This is a genomic window from Pseudomonas sp. LTGT-11-2Z (genome assembly GCF_003691445.1).
In the GTDB taxonomy this organism is placed as follows: domain Bacteria; phylum Pseudomonadota; class Gammaproteobacteria; order Pseudomonadales; family Pseudomonadaceae; genus Aquipseudomonas; species Aquipseudomonas monteilii.
This window is the reverse complement of sequence record NZ_CP033104.1, coordinates 3,895,548-3,908,940: the sequence shown is the minus strand read 5'-3', so window position 1 is coordinate 3,908,940 and position 13,393 is coordinate 3,895,548. Positions and strand designations below refer to the sequence as shown.

The 13,393-nt window shown below is 63.2% G+C and carries 14 protein-coding genes and 2 pseudogenes; 7 read left to right on the top strand and 9 right to left on the bottom strand.

From position 1 onward, the window contains the following. The first annotated feature begins 32 nt into the window (after positions 1 to 32). The 4 genes from D8767_RS18185 to D8767_RS18170 all read left to right on the top strand — a co-directional run bounded on the left by D8767_RS18185 (position 33) and on the right by D8767_RS18170 (position 2,997). On the top strand, positions 33 to 1,067 hold the full coding sequence (locus D8767_RS18185; protein ID WP_028699331.1) for an acyltransferase: 1,035 nt from the start codon (positions 33 to 35) through the stop codon (positions 1,065 to 1,067). A gap of 58 nt (positions 1,068 to 1,125) precedes the next feature. Further along, complete coding sequence (nfuA, locus tag D8767_RS18180; protein WP_016714701.1) at positions 1,126 to 1,710, top strand: Fe-S biogenesis protein NfuA; 585 nt, start codon at positions 1,126 to 1,128, stop codon at positions 1,708 to 1,710. Positions 1,711 to 1,905: 195 nt separating this feature from the next. Next, complete coding sequence (locus D8767_RS18175) at positions 1,906 to 2,514, top strand: SCO family protein (RefSeq protein WP_016714700.1); 609 nt, start codon at positions 1,906 to 1,908, stop codon at positions 2,512 to 2,514. Further along, complete coding sequence (locus D8767_RS18170) at positions 2,515 to 2,997, top strand: copper chaperone PCu(A)C (protein ID WP_016714699.1); 483 nt, start codon at positions 2,515 to 2,517, stop codon at positions 2,995 to 2,997. A gap of 49 nt (positions 2,998 to 3,046) precedes the next feature. On the opposite strand, the gene D8767_RS18165 is transcribed toward D8767_RS18170, so the two are convergent. The 8 genes from D8767_RS18165 to D8767_RS18130 form a co-directional block, all read right to left on the bottom strand. Next, positions 3,047 to 3,274 (bottom strand): hypothetical protein, encoded by a 228-nt coding sequence (locus D8767_RS18165; protein WP_003250422.1) that lies wholly within the window; start codon positions 3,272 to 3,274, stop codon positions 3,047 to 3,049. Positions 3,275 to 3,347: 73 nt separating this feature from the next. Further along, complete coding sequence (locus tag D8767_RS18160; RefSeq protein WP_028699330.1) at positions 3,348 to 4,181, bottom strand: AraC family transcriptional regulator; 834 nt, start codon at positions 4,179 to 4,181, stop codon at positions 3,348 to 3,350. Continuing rightward, positions 4,178 to 4,492 (bottom strand): AzlD domain-containing protein, encoded by a 315-nt coding sequence (locus D8767_RS18155; RefSeq protein ID WP_016714697.1) that lies wholly within the window; start codon positions 4,490 to 4,492, stop codon positions 4,178 to 4,180. Before D8767_RS18155 ends, D8767_RS18160 begins: the two co-directional genes overlap by 4 nt. Next, a complete protein-coding gene (locus D8767_RS18150; RefSeq protein WP_016714696.1) occupies positions 4,489 to 5,181 on the bottom strand; it encodes an AzlC family ABC transporter permease in 693 nt (230 codons plus the stop codon). Before D8767_RS18150 ends, D8767_RS18155 begins: the two co-directional genes overlap by 4 nt. Positions 5,182 to 5,281: 100 nt before the next feature. Beyond that, on the bottom strand, positions 5,282 to 5,977 hold the full coding sequence (locus tag D8767_RS18145) for a sel1 repeat family protein (protein WP_028699328.1): 696 nt from the start codon (positions 5,975 to 5,977) through the stop codon (positions 5,282 to 5,284). Between the two features lie 137 nt (positions 5,978 to 6,114). Continuing rightward, entirely contained in the window at positions 6,115 to 7,197 is a 1,083-nt protein-coding gene (locus D8767_RS18140; protein ID WP_016714694.1) for a hypothetical protein, read from the bottom strand. 39 nt (positions 7,198 to 7,236) lie between these two features. Beyond that, entirely contained in the window at positions 7,237 to 7,863 is a 627-nt protein-coding gene (locus D8767_RS18135) for a LysE family translocator (RefSeq protein WP_016714693.1), read from the bottom strand. A 2-nt stretch (positions 7,864 to 7,865) separates the two neighbouring features. After that, on the bottom strand, positions 7,866 to 8,654 hold the full coding sequence (locus D8767_RS18130; RefSeq protein WP_016714692.1) for a YqcI/YcgG family protein: 789 nt from the start codon (positions 8,652 to 8,654) through the stop codon (positions 7,866 to 7,868). A 159-nt stretch (positions 8,655 to 8,813) separates the two neighbouring features. On the opposite strand from D8767_RS18130, the gene D8767_RS18125 reads away from it, so the two are divergent. Then, positions 8,814 to 9,734, top strand: coding sequence for a LysR substrate-binding domain-containing protein (locus D8767_RS18125; protein WP_025754379.1), 921 nt, complete (start codon positions 8,814 to 8,816; stop codon positions 9,732 to 9,734). On the opposite strand, the pseudogene D8767_RS18120 reads toward D8767_RS18125, so the two are convergent. Further along, positions 9,715 to 10,655 (bottom strand): annotated as a pseudogene (locus tag D8767_RS18120) (LysR family transcriptional regulator). The gene D8767_RS18125 and the pseudogene D8767_RS18120 sit on opposite strands and share 20 nt — an antisense overlap. 59 nt (positions 10,656 to 10,714) lie before the next feature. Here D8767_RS18120 and D8767_RS18115 point away from each other — a divergent pair. Further along, a pseudogene (locus tag D8767_RS18115) lies at positions 10,715 to 10,990 on the top strand (MFS transporter); the annotation flags it as partial. 34 nt (positions 10,991 to 11,024) lie between these two features. After that, positions 11,025 to 13,385, top strand: a complete 2,361-nt coding sequence (locus tag D8767_RS18110) for a DNA polymerase II (protein WP_016714688.1) — start codon at positions 11,025 to 11,027, stop codon at positions 13,383 to 13,385. The last annotated feature ends 8 nt before the right edge of the window (positions 13,386 to 13,393 follow it).

The window sequence follows — 13,393 nt, the reverse complement described above, 5'->3', positions numbered from 1 at the left end:
GCCTCAACGCACCGGCAAGCGCAGGGTACTTCATGCTGTATTCGCTTCAGGCACTGCGGGCGTTCGCCGCCTGGGTGGTGGTCTGCCACCATTTCATGCAGATCTTCTTCGACTTCCACGCCACCGGCCCCATTGGCCAACTGCTTACCGACCGTGGTGCCGTAGGCGTCGACATCTTCTTCGTCATCAGCGGGCTGGTCATCTACCTGTCGACCCGCGATAAAACCATCGAACCGCGCCAGTTCCTGCTCAATCGGGTGCTGCGTATTGTTCCGGCCTACTGGTTCTACACCGCGTTGATGGCCATGTTGCTGCTGGCTTTTAGCCAATGGATGCCACATCAGGTGTTCACCTGGCACCATCTGTTCTTGTCGATGCTGTTCATCCCGGCAGAAAACCCTGGAGGCTATGGCCTGTACCCGACCCTGAACGTGGGCTGGACGCTGAACTTCGAGATGTTCTTCTACCTGCTGTTCGGCCTGGCCTTCCTGGTGCGCCAGCGTCATCACCTGTTGCTGGTTACCGCGGCCTTGTTGCTGGCTAGCGAGGTGCTGGGCCGGCTGGGTGTGCTAAGCCGCTTCTACAACAACGACATCATCTACGAGTTCTTGCTCGGCATCGGTTTGGGCGTGCTGTATCGCCGTGGGCTGATCCGCCAAGGGCGGTGGTTGCCGCTGGGCGTGCTGGTTGTGGCGGGCCTGGCCATCTATCACCTGGATGCGTCCCTGCGCCTGCTGCATTGGGGCCTACCGAGCGCCATGATCGTGATGGCCTTCATCGCGCTGGAACCGCTTTTTCAAGGCAACCGGCTGCTCAAGGCCTTGGGGGACTGCTCGTACTCGGTGTACCTGGTCCATGTGCTGGTGCTGTACGCCGGCTGGTTCGCCAGCCAGCGCTTGCAGTTGAACCCGTATCTGGTGTTTGCCCTGTGCGTGCCGTCCATTGGACTAATGTCGTGGTTCAGTTACCAGTGGCTGGAGCGCGGGCTGTACCGGCGCATGCAGGCCTGGCTGGCGGCGCCACGGGGAGTGGCCCCTGAATATGCGCTTTCCCGAGTCAAATACTAGGACTTTGTTCAATGAGCGGGTTGGCGTACACTTGGCGGCAAGTCTGTGAGGAACCTACATGAGCGCTATAACCATTACCGACGCCGCCCATGACTACCTGGCCGATCTGCTCTCCAAGCAGAATACGCCTGGCATCGGCATTCGCATTTTCATCACCCAGCCGGGCACCCAGTACGCAGAGACGTGCATTGCCTACTGCAAGCCGGGCGAAGAGAAGCCTGACGACACCGCCGTGGGTCTGAAGAGCTTCACCGCTTACCTGGATGCGGTCAGCGTGCCGTTCCTGGAAGACGCACTGGTTGACTACGCCACCGACCGCATGGGTGGCCAGCTGACCATCAAGGCGCCTAACGCCAAGGTGCCGATGGTCAACGAAGACAGCCCGATCAACGAGCGCATCAACTACTACCTGCAGACCGAGATCAACCCGGGTCTAGCCAGCCACGGCGGCCAGGTCAGCCTGGTGGACGTGGTCGACGACGGCATCGCCGTGCTGCAATTCGGTGGCGGTTGCCAAGGCTGCGGCCAGGCCGATGTCACCCTGAAGGAAGGTATCGAGCGCACCCTGCTCGAGCGTGTTCCGGAATTGAAGGGCGTGCGTGACGTGACCGACCACAGCCAGAAAGAGAACGCCTACTACTAAGCCAAGGTCGGCTCTCTAGCAACAAAGTGTTACGGTTTCAACCCCTGCGACAACAGGCCGCAGCCCGTATTCAAAGGGTTGTAGGCCTTCCCCGCCTTGGTCGGGTAGAACCCCTTGGGGTGTCATGCCAGAATGCCCCGGTTTTTCAGCCGGCCCGTCCCGAGGGCCGGCACCTTCCCTGTAAAGGATGGTTTCATGAATGATCTGTATACCCGGCGCGCAGTTGTCGCCGGGATGGGCGTTCTCGGGCTCGGCCTGCTGGCAGGCTGCAGCCCGGCCCGGGGGCTCGAGTTCAAGTACGGCAAGAACATGAGCAACGAAATCCTCGGGCGCAAGTTCAGCCTCAAAGACCCACAAGGTAACGTGCGCACCTTGTCGAGCTTCTACGGCAGCATGCCGATGGTCTTCTTCGGCTTCACCCAGTGCCCGGCCGTTTGCCCGACCACGCTGGCGCGTGCGGCGCAAATCCGCAAGCTGCTGAGGGGCCGTGACCGTGACCTGTTCCAGGTGGTGTTCATCACGCTGGACCCCGAGCGCGACACCCCCGAGGTGCTTGATGCCTACGTCAAGGCCTTCGACCCGACGTTCACCGCGCTCACCGGCACCCCCGAGGAAATTGCCGCAGTGGCCAAGGAATTCAAGGTGTTCTACGAAAAGGTCCCGGCCGGTGACACCTATACCATCTCTCACTCGTCCACCAGCTACGTCTACGATACGCGTGGCACCCTGCGCCTGAGCCTGGGCCATTCCCTGAATGCCAAGGAATGTGCCGAAGACCTGGTCACCCTGATGGAGATCTGCTGAATGTCGATGCAACCGATCAAACGCGGCCTGGCTGCCCTGGCACTGATGGGCCTGGCCCTGCCAGCCCTGGCCCAGACCACCGTGAGTGAGGCCTGGGTGCGTGCCAGCGTGCCGCACCAGCAGTCCACCGGTGCTTTCATGACCCTCACCGCCAGCAGCGACAGCAAGCTGGTGAGCGTGGCTTCGCCTGTGGCCAAGACCGTGCAGGTACACGAGATGACCATGAACGGTGACGTGATGGGCATGCGTGAGGTGAAGTCTGTAGAGCTGCCGGCTGGCAAGGCCGTAACCCTCGACCCGAATGGCCTGCATGTGATGCTGATGGGCCTGAACAATCAGGTGAAGGAAGGCGAGAAAGTGCCACTGACCCTGACCATCGAAAATGCCAAGGGCGTCAAGGAAACCGTGGACGTGCAGGCTGAGGTGCGTGCGCTCAACGCCGAGGCCGGCGGTGGGCATGACCACATGCACATGAAGCACTGACCGATCGAAGGGCCGCGTTTAGCGGCCCTTTTCTTTTCAGACGTACCCTTCAGCTACGAAAGCGCGGCAGCGGCCTGTCGAGGGTCAGCGAGGTCAGGGTCTTGCGGACCTGGGCTTCGTCGGCCTCCAGCGCCTTCAGGCTTGCCCGGATCTTGCCGGCGGCGGGCACATCGCCCTGCCGGTCGATCCAGTCGGCAATCTCCTTGCAGGCACTGCTCAGGCAGGCCTGGCGCTGGTTCATCAGCGACAGAAGGGTGGTGAGCTCTCTTTCGGACATGGCAGGATCCTCCCATTCAGCCTTGTCAGTGTAGCAGTGGCTGGCCGGCTTGCCTGAGGCCGGGTGACGCAGTTCAAACTGGAAGGCAAGCGCTGCGATACGCCCCCGGCGTCACTCCGTACGCCTGCTTGAACTGCCGGCTGAGGTGGCTCTGGTCAGCAAACCCCAGGTCAAACGCCACTTCCGAAGCGACCAGGCCGCTCTTAAGCATTTCCCGGGCGCGGGCCAGGCGGCGCTGTTTCAACCAGGCATGTGGCGGCAGGCCGGTGGCCTGGCGGAATACCCGTGCGAAGTGGAACGGTGACAGGTTGACTGCGGCGGCCAGCGCTTCGAGCGAGGGTGGGTCGGCCAATTGGCTTTCCAGCAGTTCGCGGGCGCGGGCCACGGCCAGGGGCTCGTGGCCGGGGGCTGAAGGCTCGGCGCATTGCCCGTGACGCTGCACCAGGGCCAGCACCGCCTGGCGCCAGGCGGTCTGTTGCTGCAGGGCGCTGGCGCCGGCTTCGGACAGCTGATGCAGCTGGCTGAAGGCGATGGCCAGGGCAGGGTCCTGGATGACGCTGTCCTTGAAACGGGGCATGCCGTGACGGCCCAGTTCCAGCTCGTCGAGCACGCCGGTTACCCGCTCGTGCTCGGGGTAGAAGCCGCGATAACGCCAGCCCGCTTCATGGGCTGTGGCACCGGTATGCAGCTCGTCAGGGTTGATCAGCACCATGCTGCCAACCGGCGCCAAGTGCTCGCTGCCTCGGTGCCAGAAGCGCTGGGCCCCGGATTCGATCACGGTGAACACATAGCCTTCGTGCACATGCGGGGCGAAACGCTGCTGGAAATAACGCGCGTGCAGCATCTCGACGTCGCCCAGTGCAGGTGCCTGCCAGAGGTGTGTCTGCTCGCGCAGGGGCGTGCTCATGCCAGCCAGCTGCGCAGGAAGAAGAAGATCAACATGCTCACCAGCATGCTCAGCAATACGCTGCGGGTCAACAGCACCAGGGCGATGGCCACCAGAGAGCCCAGCAGGTAGGGGTTGAGCAGGCTCAGGTTGAGCTGGTGATCGGGCATGAAGATGATCGGGCCGCAGATGGCGGTGAGCATGCCAGGCACGGCAAAGCCAAGGAACTGCCTGGCGTTGGAACTCAGACGCAAGGGCAGGCGTGGTTCCAGGAACGCATAGCGGTTGAGGAACACGATGGCGCCCATGGCAAAAATCAGGATCCAGGTCATGCTCGGGCTCCGGCAAATTTCTGGCAGATGAAACCGGCGCTCATGCCCAGCAGGCCTGCGGCCACCAGGGCGGTTTCCCAGTGCCAGTGGCTGAACAATACCGAGCAGAACAACGACACAGCTACGCATACCACCGTGGGCAGGTTGCGCACCAGCGGTGCGATCAGGGCGACGAAGGTGGCGACGATGGAGAAGTCCAGGCCCAATTGGTCCAGGTGTGGAATGTTCTGGCCCAGCAGGATGCCGGCTAGGGTAAACAGGTTCCAGGCCACGTAGAAGGTCAGGCCCACCCCCAGAGCGTACCAGCGGTTGAACTGCTGCTGGTCGTACTGGCTGGTCAGGGCGAAGAATTCGTCGGTCAGCAGAAAGCCCAGGCCCAGCCGCCAGCGCAGCGGCTGGCTGGACAGTACCGGGCGCATCGACAGGCCGTACAGCAGATGCTGCGAGGTCAGCAGCAGGGTGGTGAGCAGGATCGACGCCAGGTTGGCGCCGCCTTTGAGCATGCCGATGGCCACCAGTTGCGCGGCGCCGGCGAAGACGATGGCCGACAGCCCTTGCCCTTCCCAGGCAGTGAGGTTGGCTTCGATGGCCATGGAGCCTGCCAGCAGCCCCCAGGGGGCGACGGCCAGGGACAGGGGGAGAATGGCGATGGCGCCGTGGAGAAAGGCTTGGCGGGCGATGTGGGGCATGATGGCTGCAGTGCTTTACGTGGTAGGCCAGCATGCCAGAAGGGTTAGGGGCATGGCTTGAACGATCTTGCTGGTCGACGCGAATCCTTGTGGGGGCGGGCTACGGATGGCGGGTCAGATGCTGCTGCGCCGTCACGCAGCCATTGATGTCCACGGCCTTCTGCAGCAGGGTCAGGCGGTGCTGCGGGTCGAGGTCGCCGAGCAGGCGGTACACTTCGGCCTGGTAGTCACGCTGGCGCCCCCACAGCATGTCCAGGCCCTGTGGCCGGCTGCGGTTGCAGGCCAGGCGGGTGGCCGGTTGCGGGTAGTAGGGGGCGTACACGGTGGCCATGCTGGGGATGGCTTCCAGTGCTGCGCGGTACTCGCTACTGACGTTGTAGGGCCGGCACCAGGTGGCGATGGCCGGCGCGGGTGCGGCGAAACCCTGCTGGAGGCTGGCCACGAGTAACGGGCAGGCGGCATCCGGAATTTGCGCGACGGGCAGATACGTCATGTAGTACAGCGCCAGGCGGTACTGCGCGACCGGATGGCCCAGCTCGACCGATTTTTTCAGCAGGGCAACCGCTGTCGGCAAGGTATGGGCCAGGGCCTGGCCCTGACGGCTTAGCTCGGGGTCGCCGCCAACGGCTGTGCGCAGTGTATTGGCGTCGTCGCCCTGGTTGTCGGCCTGCTCCAGCAACGGCAAGGCCTGGCGGTAGAGCAGGTCGGCATGAGGGTCGATGCGCACCTCCAGCGCGTGCGCAGCCAGCGGCAACAGGGCGATCAACAGCGGGGGCAGGCGTCGCATACGGCTCACAGGCAAGCCCCATGGGCGGCCAGGCAAGGATGGACGGCTTCGATGTTCATGGCGGTCAAGCGTGCGCCTCGGGCAAATCGGAACGACGACGTATTCTAGCCATCCACGCGGGCTGCCGGAAGACCACCCGGCAACTGTCAGACGAGCTTGATCGGCGTGACCTTGCGCAAGGCGTGTTTTTCCTGGGCCAGACCGAGTTTGGCGGTGATCACCTTGGCCAGGGCATTGTTGCCCAGATCGTTCAGGTGCAAGCGGTCGATGAACAGGTCGGCGCCGAACACAGGTGAGCTGTTGAGCATGCAGTTCATGTCGTAGCAAGGCACAGGGTCGGCCTGGCTCTTGATGCGGCGGAAAAACGCCGAATGCAACTGGCTGTCGAATGCACCCTCTAGCAGCCGTTCGAAGTTCGCCGGCTTTTGCTGCAGTGCGGTCAGCATGGCCTGTTCGCCGGCAGGCAGGGTATCCCGGCACCAGGGCAGCAACGGCTGCAGAATGAAGGTGAGGGTGGCGTGGCTGTCTGCCAGCAGCCGGTCCCATTGGCGCAAGGTACGGCCAATGTTATCGGCAGCACGGGCCAGGCGCTTTTCCGGGGGCGACAGCGGCCAGCTGACCGGGGCGGCGACCGCAGGGGGGGCCAACGCCTGGCGGATACGCCGCCACAACGACTGCCGACGGGATGGTGCGGCGGGCTGCATGCCTTCGCTGAAACTGTTGAGAAAGTCCTGGTAGGCCTTGGCGTGCTGCGGGCCGTTGAGGTTGGCGAGGACTTCACTGAGGGCTTCGTGGGCCAGGCTGTTGAGGCCGCTGAGCACCACTACGTGGCCGAGCTGGCCAAGGCGGTGCTGGTGGGTCAGGAACATCATCAGCTCCTGGCTGGCGTTGAGGCCGCAGCCGGCCAGGCTCAGCCAGACTTCGCCGGTGAGCATCGACAGGTGTGAGGCCACCGTGTGCTCGTCGGAGCTGGCGCCGATACCCAGGGCGGTGGAGCCGCCGACCAGCAGGTTGATACGCGAAGCACCACCGCGCTCGGCTGCGGAAAAGCGCTTGCCGGCGCAATGGCTGTAGCGCAGGCCGAGCGCATCGGTATTGATGGTGCCAGACCGGTAGCCACTTTCGTGCACATGCACGGTGAGCGGGGCACGCCGACTGCCCAGCAGCAGAAAGCGTTGGTAGTCCTGCTGCAAGGGCGAAGGAGATGCGCCCATGTCAGTCGCGGTCATGGTCGCTCCTTCGGTTGCGCCGAGTGTTGCGCTTCACGTTCAGGCCGCCAGTTCCTTGAGGTTGTACAGCAGGCCGCCGGCGGCGATCAGCAGCAGGGCCACACCGGAAGCCAGGCTTATCATGCGGTTGCTCCGCTGCGAGGCGATCTTGCCGATGGCGAAGATGTACAGGCTGAGCACGGCAAAATCGATGGCCACCCACAGCAGCGACAGGACCACCATGCTTTTGCCGAACGATTCGGTGATCTGGATGAACTGCGGGAAGAAGGCGATGAAGAAAATGATGTCCTTCGGGTTGGAAATACCCACCATGAACCCTTGCAGCAGCCCGCCACGCCCGGCCTTGGGGGCTTCGCTCGCCGTTTCCGGCGCAGGCGCATTCAGGGCTTCCCTCAACGTGCCCACCGCGATGTAGCCGATGAACAGGCAGCCCAGCAGGCTCATGGTGCTGAGCCAGGCCTTGTCGATGGCGGCGCTGGTGAGAATGATCCAGGCCGCTGCACCGATAAGCACCAGTGACGCCCAGTTGGTGCCGACGGCGGTAAACATGGCCTTGCGCGAACCGGAGGCAGCCGCAGTGTTGACGATCAGTGCCACCACCGGGCCGGGGGTAGCGATCAGCAGCAGGACAGTGAGGGCATAGGTGGCGGTAAGTGCGGTATTCACGGTCAGTTCTCGATCAGTATGTCGGTTGCCGCCGGGTGTGCGGCATGGGCGTGGAACGGGCAGCGCGACGGGTTGAGCGACCCCGCCTCCTGAAGTTGGTACTGCTTCCACTCGTAGTTGTCGGCATCGCCGAAGAAGCCGAGGGTGTCAGGTACGACACCGTCGTTGTAGTGGTGCACGCGCTCGCGAATGCGCTCGCGGATTTTCTTGCCGCTCTCGGTATTGGCGTTGGCCACTTCGTCGAAGTTTTCCCGTGGGTTGATGACGAAGGTGATGTGCTGCCCCAGGTTGCGGCTTTTCATTTGCTGGTGGCCGGGGAAATTCATGTTGATGAACAGGGGCATGCCGGCGTAGCAGAACGACCAGGCGGTGTCGTCGGGGTCGGTGGGAATGCCTTGCGGCCACGGGTGTGGGTCGCGCGCATGTACGCCACGCAACACTTTCCAGGCCAGCGCCTGTTGTTCGGCCAGGGTGCTGCCCGCTGCTGTTTCGAGAAACACCACCAGGGGGCTGCCGATGCGCTGTTTGGGTTTGATCGGCGTAACGGTGCATACGTAGTCGGCCAGCCCTTGAGCGATGTCATCGGCCAACTGCTCGGCGCGGGCGAAAAGAATATGGCAGGTTTCGCCGTTGACCGCCTTGCGGCCGAACAGGCAGGGGAAGTCGGGGTTGGCGAGAATACTGCGAAAATGCTCTATGGTCTTGTAAGTCCAGTGCTGCGTGTTCCAGACATGTTCATCGGCTAGCTCTAGCGCATCCAGGCGATAGCAATTTCCATATCCCGTAAACATGATTTCCCCAGGCGTAAATTTAATGAACGTTCAAGCCACATGCAGGCAGGATCTTGGTTATGTTTATTATTTACCTGCATTTTCCGAGACGCTCTTGACGTTGTAAAACGCGTGGAACTATGACCTACTATTAGTCTTACTCATGCTCGGGACGTCGCCATGTCGGAACGGATTCAGGCCTTGCACGCCCTGCGTGCCTTCGAGGTGGCCTCTCGCTATGGCTCTTTTACCCGCGCTGCGGAAGAGCTCGCCTTGACCCAGGGCGCGGTCAGCCATCACATCAAGACCCTGGAGGCCATGTTCGGCTGCGACCTGTTCGAACGCCGTGGCCCCAAGCTCAGCCTGACCGAGCACGGTCGCCTGCTGGCGCAAGAGCTGAAAGTGGGCTTCAAGATCATCGAAAATGCCTGCGCATTGCTGCGCCAGGACCGCTATGGCCTGCGCCTGAAGGCCCCGTCCACGCTCACTGTGCGCTGGCTGCTGCGGGCACTGGATGCCTTCAAGAAGCACGAGGACAACTGCAGCGTGCAGTTGTCCAGCGTGTGGATGGACATCGACAGCGTGGACTTCTATTCCGAGCCCTACGACTGTGCCATTCTCCTGGCCAACGGGCGTTTCCCCGCCGATATCGAGAGCTTCAAGCTGTTCGATGAATGGTTGATCCCGGTGTGCCACCCGGATTACATGGCGCAAGCGCAGCCGGCCCTGGCCGACCTGACCCAGTGCGAATTCCTGCATCCGTCCCCGGACCGCCGTGACTGGCGGCGCTGGCTGGCGCGCATGGACGCGCTGGATATCAGCATCGATCAGGGGCAAGTGTTCGATACCCTCGACCAGGGTATTTCAGCCGCCCAGCAAGGCCTGGGTATTTCGGTGGTCGACCTGGTGCTGGCCAGCGCCGACCTGGCGGCCGGGCGCTTGGTCACACCGTTCAAGCACGCCGTGGCCACCGGCGACGGCTACTACATGACCTGGCTCAAGGCCAGCCCCAAGGCGCGGCAAATGCACAAGCTGCGTGACTTCCTGCTCGGCCAGGTGCCACCGCTGGCCTACAAGGACATCAACTACCTGTACGGTTGAATACGCGTTCGAGCATGAAGTCGATGAACACCCGCAATTTCGGCGGCATCTGCCGCCCGGACGGCCACAGCAGGTAGAAGCTGCCGCGTCGCTCCATGAAGTCGTCGAGCACGCTCACCAGTGAGCCATTGCCCAGCTCACGGCCCACGGTGAAGTCCGACAGGCAAGTGATGCCGCGGTGGTTCAAAGCGAAGCAGACGCGTGTCTCGACGTGGTTGCACACCATCGAGATGGGGATGTCATAGGCGTGTTCGGGGTGCTCCTGGCGCAGCGGCCAGGTTTCCAGCTTGCCGTTGCTGGGGAAGCGGTAATGCAGGCAGGTGTGCGCCGCCAGGTCGCGCGGGTGCATGGGCGTGCCGCGTTCGCGCAGGTAGCCGGGCGAAGCCACCAGGCGGTGCTGGAAATACCCCAGAAACTTGGCATTGAGCCGTGAATCCACCGGCTGCCCACCGCGCATCACCACATCGAAACCTTCGCCGATGATATCCACCATGCGGTCGGAAAAGTCCAGGTCCAGCTCCACTTGCGGGTACAGCGCCATGAACTCGGCCAGCGCCGGCATCACCAGCCCGGTGACCTGCGGCATGCTCACCCGCAGGCGCCCGCGTGGGGTTTCGCTGGCTTGCGACAGTTCCTGCTCGGTGGCCTCGATTTCGGCGAGGATGCGCCGGCTGCGCTCAAGGAACAGCGTGCCTCGGCGGTGAGGGTGATGCTGCGGGTGCTGCGGTGGAACAGGCGTACGCCCAGGCGGCTTTCCAGGCGCGCTACGCGCTTGCCCACAGCCGAGGCACTGATCCCCAAAGACTGGCCAGCGGCGACGAAGCTGCGGGTTTCGGCCACCCGATTGAAGACCACGAAACCGCTGAGGCTATCCCTGCTGCGCTCCTGATTGCGGACGTGGATGTCCGGGGTGAACGGCATTGTAACCGTCTTTTTCCGTAATGGCCTCGCCTTGCAGACTGTTCGCCTCGTTTCCTACCCTGAGCATCGCCTTGTGGGGGGGGACCTACGGCGGCGCGCCGACCTTGCTGCAGACGGCCTGTGCAGACGCGGCGGGCGAAGGGGGCGACGTGGCGCAATCGATGCGGGTGACGGTGTGGAACAGCGCCAATGCCCTGGGCGGAATCATTGGCGGGTTGTTACTGGCCGGGGCAGGGGTGGAGGGGTTTGGTGGTGTGGTACTCGCGCTGATCGCGGTGGCCTGGTTGTTGGCCTGGGCCGCGCGCAGAAGCGGCTTCGTGGCGGGGGCACGCTAGCGTAGAATCATCCTTTTCGGTAGAGGTTGACGCAGTGGAGTTGCAGCAGGGCTTTGTCCTGACCCGGCATTGGCATGACACGCCAGAAGGCACCTGCGTGGAACTCTGGCTGGCCACCGATCGGGGGCCACGGCTGCTGCGTCTGGCACCCCAGGTCTCGGTGGCGTTCATCCCGCAAGCGCAAGCGGCGCACGCGCAGGTGTTGCTGGCGAACGAGCCTGGCGCCGAACTGCGGCCCTTGCAGCTAAAGGATTTCGACCAGCGCCCGGTCATGGGCCTTTATTGCCGGCAGCACCGGCAACTGATGCAGCTGGAGCAACGCCTGCGCACGGCAGGCATCGAGGTGTTCGAAGCGGATATCCGCCCACCCGAACGCTACCTGATGGAGCGCTTCGTCACCGCGCCGGTGCAGTTCACCGGGCAACCCGATGACCAGGGCGTGGTCTGCGATGCCCAGCTCAAGCCCCTGCCGGGCTATCGCCCACCGCTGCGCCTGGTGTCGCTGGATATCGAAACCAGTGAACGTGGCGAGCTGTACAGCATTGCCCTGGAAGGCTGCGGCCAGCGTCAGGTGTACATGCTCGGTCCGGCCAACGGCGACCCTGAGGGCCTCGACTTCGATCTGCACTATTGCGATGACCGTGCCGGGTTACTTGCGTGCCTCAACCAGTGGATGGCGGAGTACGACCCGGATGCAATCATTGGCTGGAACCTGATCCAGTTCGACCTGCGCCTTTTGCACGAGCACGCCAAGCTGCTGCAGGTGCCGCTGGCACTGGGCCGCAACGGCGCCCCCATGACCTTGCGCAGCCACGCCAGTGGCGGCCATGTATTCGCCGACGCGCCGGGGCGGCTGTTGATCGACGGCATCGAAGCGCTGCGCTCGGCAACCTGGAGCTTTGCGTCGTTCAGCCTGGAAAATGTCGCGCAAACCTTGCTCGGTGAAGGCAAGGCCATCGACACGCCGTACCAGCGCATGGACGAAATCAACCGCCGTTTCGCCGAAGACAAACCCGCCCTGGCACGCTACAACCTCAAGGATTGCGAGCTGGTCACGCGCATCTTTGCCCATACCCGCCTGCTCGAGTTCCTGCTGGAGCGCGCTTCTGTCACCGGGTTGGCGGTGGACCGCAGTGGGGGTTCGGTGGCCGCCTTCTGCCACCTGTATATCCCGCAGATGCACCGCCTGGGCTTCGTCGCCCCCAGCCTGGGCAGCCGCCCTGACGAAGCCAGCCCCGGCGGTTTCGTGATGGATTCGCGCCCAGGCCTTTACGACTCGGTGCTGGTGCTGGACTACAAGAGCCTCTACCCCTCGATCATCCGGACCTTCCTGATCGACCCGGTAGGGCTGGTCGAGGGCCTGCGCTTGCCCGACGATGAGCACTCGGTAGAAGGCTTCCGAGGTGGGCGTTTCTCGCGTAGCCAGCATTGCTTGCCGGCCATCGTCGAGCGCGTCTGGCAAGGGCGGGAGGCGGCCAAGCGTGAAGGCAACGCACCGCTGTCGCAGGCGCTGAAGATCATCATGAATGCCTTTTACGGCGTGCTGGGCTCTAGCGGTTGCCGTTTCTTCGACCCGCGCCTGGCCTCGTCGATCACCATGCGCGGTCACCAGATCATGCGCCAGACCCGGGCGTTGATCGAGGCCAAGGGCTATGAGGTCATCTATGGCGACACCGACTCCACCTTCGTCTGGCTCAAGGGCGCCCATGGTGAAGCGGCTGCGGCACAGATCGGCCGAGACCTGGTCGCCCACGTCAATCAGTGGTGGCGCGAGCACCTGCGCCAGCAGATGAACCTGGAAAGCGCACTGGAATTGCAGTTCGAAGTGCATTATCGGCGTTTTCTGATGCCGACCATCCGTGGGACCGACGAGGGTAGCAAGAAGCGTTATGCCGGGATGGTGCAGCGCGCCGACGGCAGCGAGGATGTGGTTTACAAGGGCCTGGAGTCGGTGCGCACCGATTGGTCACCACTGGCGCAGCAGTTTCAGCAGGAACTGTACGGGCGGATCTTTCGCGGCCAGCCGTATCGCGACTATGTGCGCCACTATGTGCAGCAGACCTTGGCGGGCGAGCTCGACAACCTGCTGGTGTACCGCAAGCGCCTGCGTCGGCCGCTGGCCGATTACCAGCGCAACGTGCCACCCCATGTACGTGCTGCGCGCCAGGCCGATGAATACAACAGCCGGCTCGGTCGCCCTCGCCAGTACCAGCGCGGCGGCTGGATCAGTTACGTCATCACTACCGCCGGCCCCGAGCCGATGGAAAACCTTCAATCGCCGATCGATTACGAGCACTACCTCACTAGGCAGTTGCAGCCGGTTGCCGATGCCATCCTGCCGTTCGTTGGCGATGATTTCTCCACGCTGACTGGCCGCCAGTTACAGCTGTTCTGAGCGCAGGC

What these genes read in the sequence shown, in the direction of transcription:
- D8767_RS18185 (WP_028699331.1), top strand. Translation starts at nt 33, where the DNA reads ATGCTGTATTCGCTTCAGGCACTGCGGGCGTTCGCCGCCTGGGTGGTG.
- nfuA (WP_016714701.1), top strand. Translation starts at nt 1,126, where the DNA reads ATGAGCGCTATAACCATTACCGACGCCGCCCATGACTACCTGGCCGAT.
- D8767_RS18175 (WP_016714700.1), top strand. Translation starts at nt 1,906, where the DNA reads ATGAATGATCTGTATACCCGGCGCGCAGTTGTCGCCGGGATGGGCGTT.
- D8767_RS18170 (WP_016714699.1), top strand. Translation starts at nt 2,515, where the DNA reads ATGTCGATGCAACCGATCAAACGCGGCCTGGCTGCCCTGGCACTGATG.
- D8767_RS18165 (WP_003250422.1), bottom strand. Translation starts at nt 3,274, where the DNA reads ATGTCCGAAAGAGAGCTCACCACCCTTCTGTCGCTGATGAACCAGCGC.
- D8767_RS18160 (WP_028699330.1), bottom strand. Translation starts at nt 4,181, where the DNA reads ATGAGCACGCCCCTGCGCGAGCAGACACACCTCTGGCAGGCACCTGCA.
- D8767_RS18155 (WP_016714697.1), bottom strand. Translation starts at nt 4,492, where the DNA reads ATGACCTGGATCCTGATTTTTGCCATGGGCGCCATCGTGTTCCTCAAC.
- D8767_RS18150 (WP_016714696.1), bottom strand. Translation starts at nt 5,181, where the DNA reads ATGCCCCACATCGCCCGCCAAGCCTTTCTCCACGGCGCCATCGCCATT.
- D8767_RS18140 (WP_016714694.1), bottom strand. Translation starts at nt 7,197, where the DNA reads ATGACCGCGACTGACATGGGCGCATCTCCTTCGCCCTTGCAGCAGGAC.
- D8767_RS18130 (WP_016714692.1), bottom strand. Translation starts at nt 8,654, where the DNA reads ATGTTTACGGGATATGGAAATTGCTATCGCCTGGATGCGCTAGAGCTA.
- D8767_RS18125 (WP_025754379.1), top strand. Translation starts at nt 8,814, where the DNA reads ATGTCGGAACGGATTCAGGCCTTGCACGCCCTGCGTGCCTTCGAGGTG.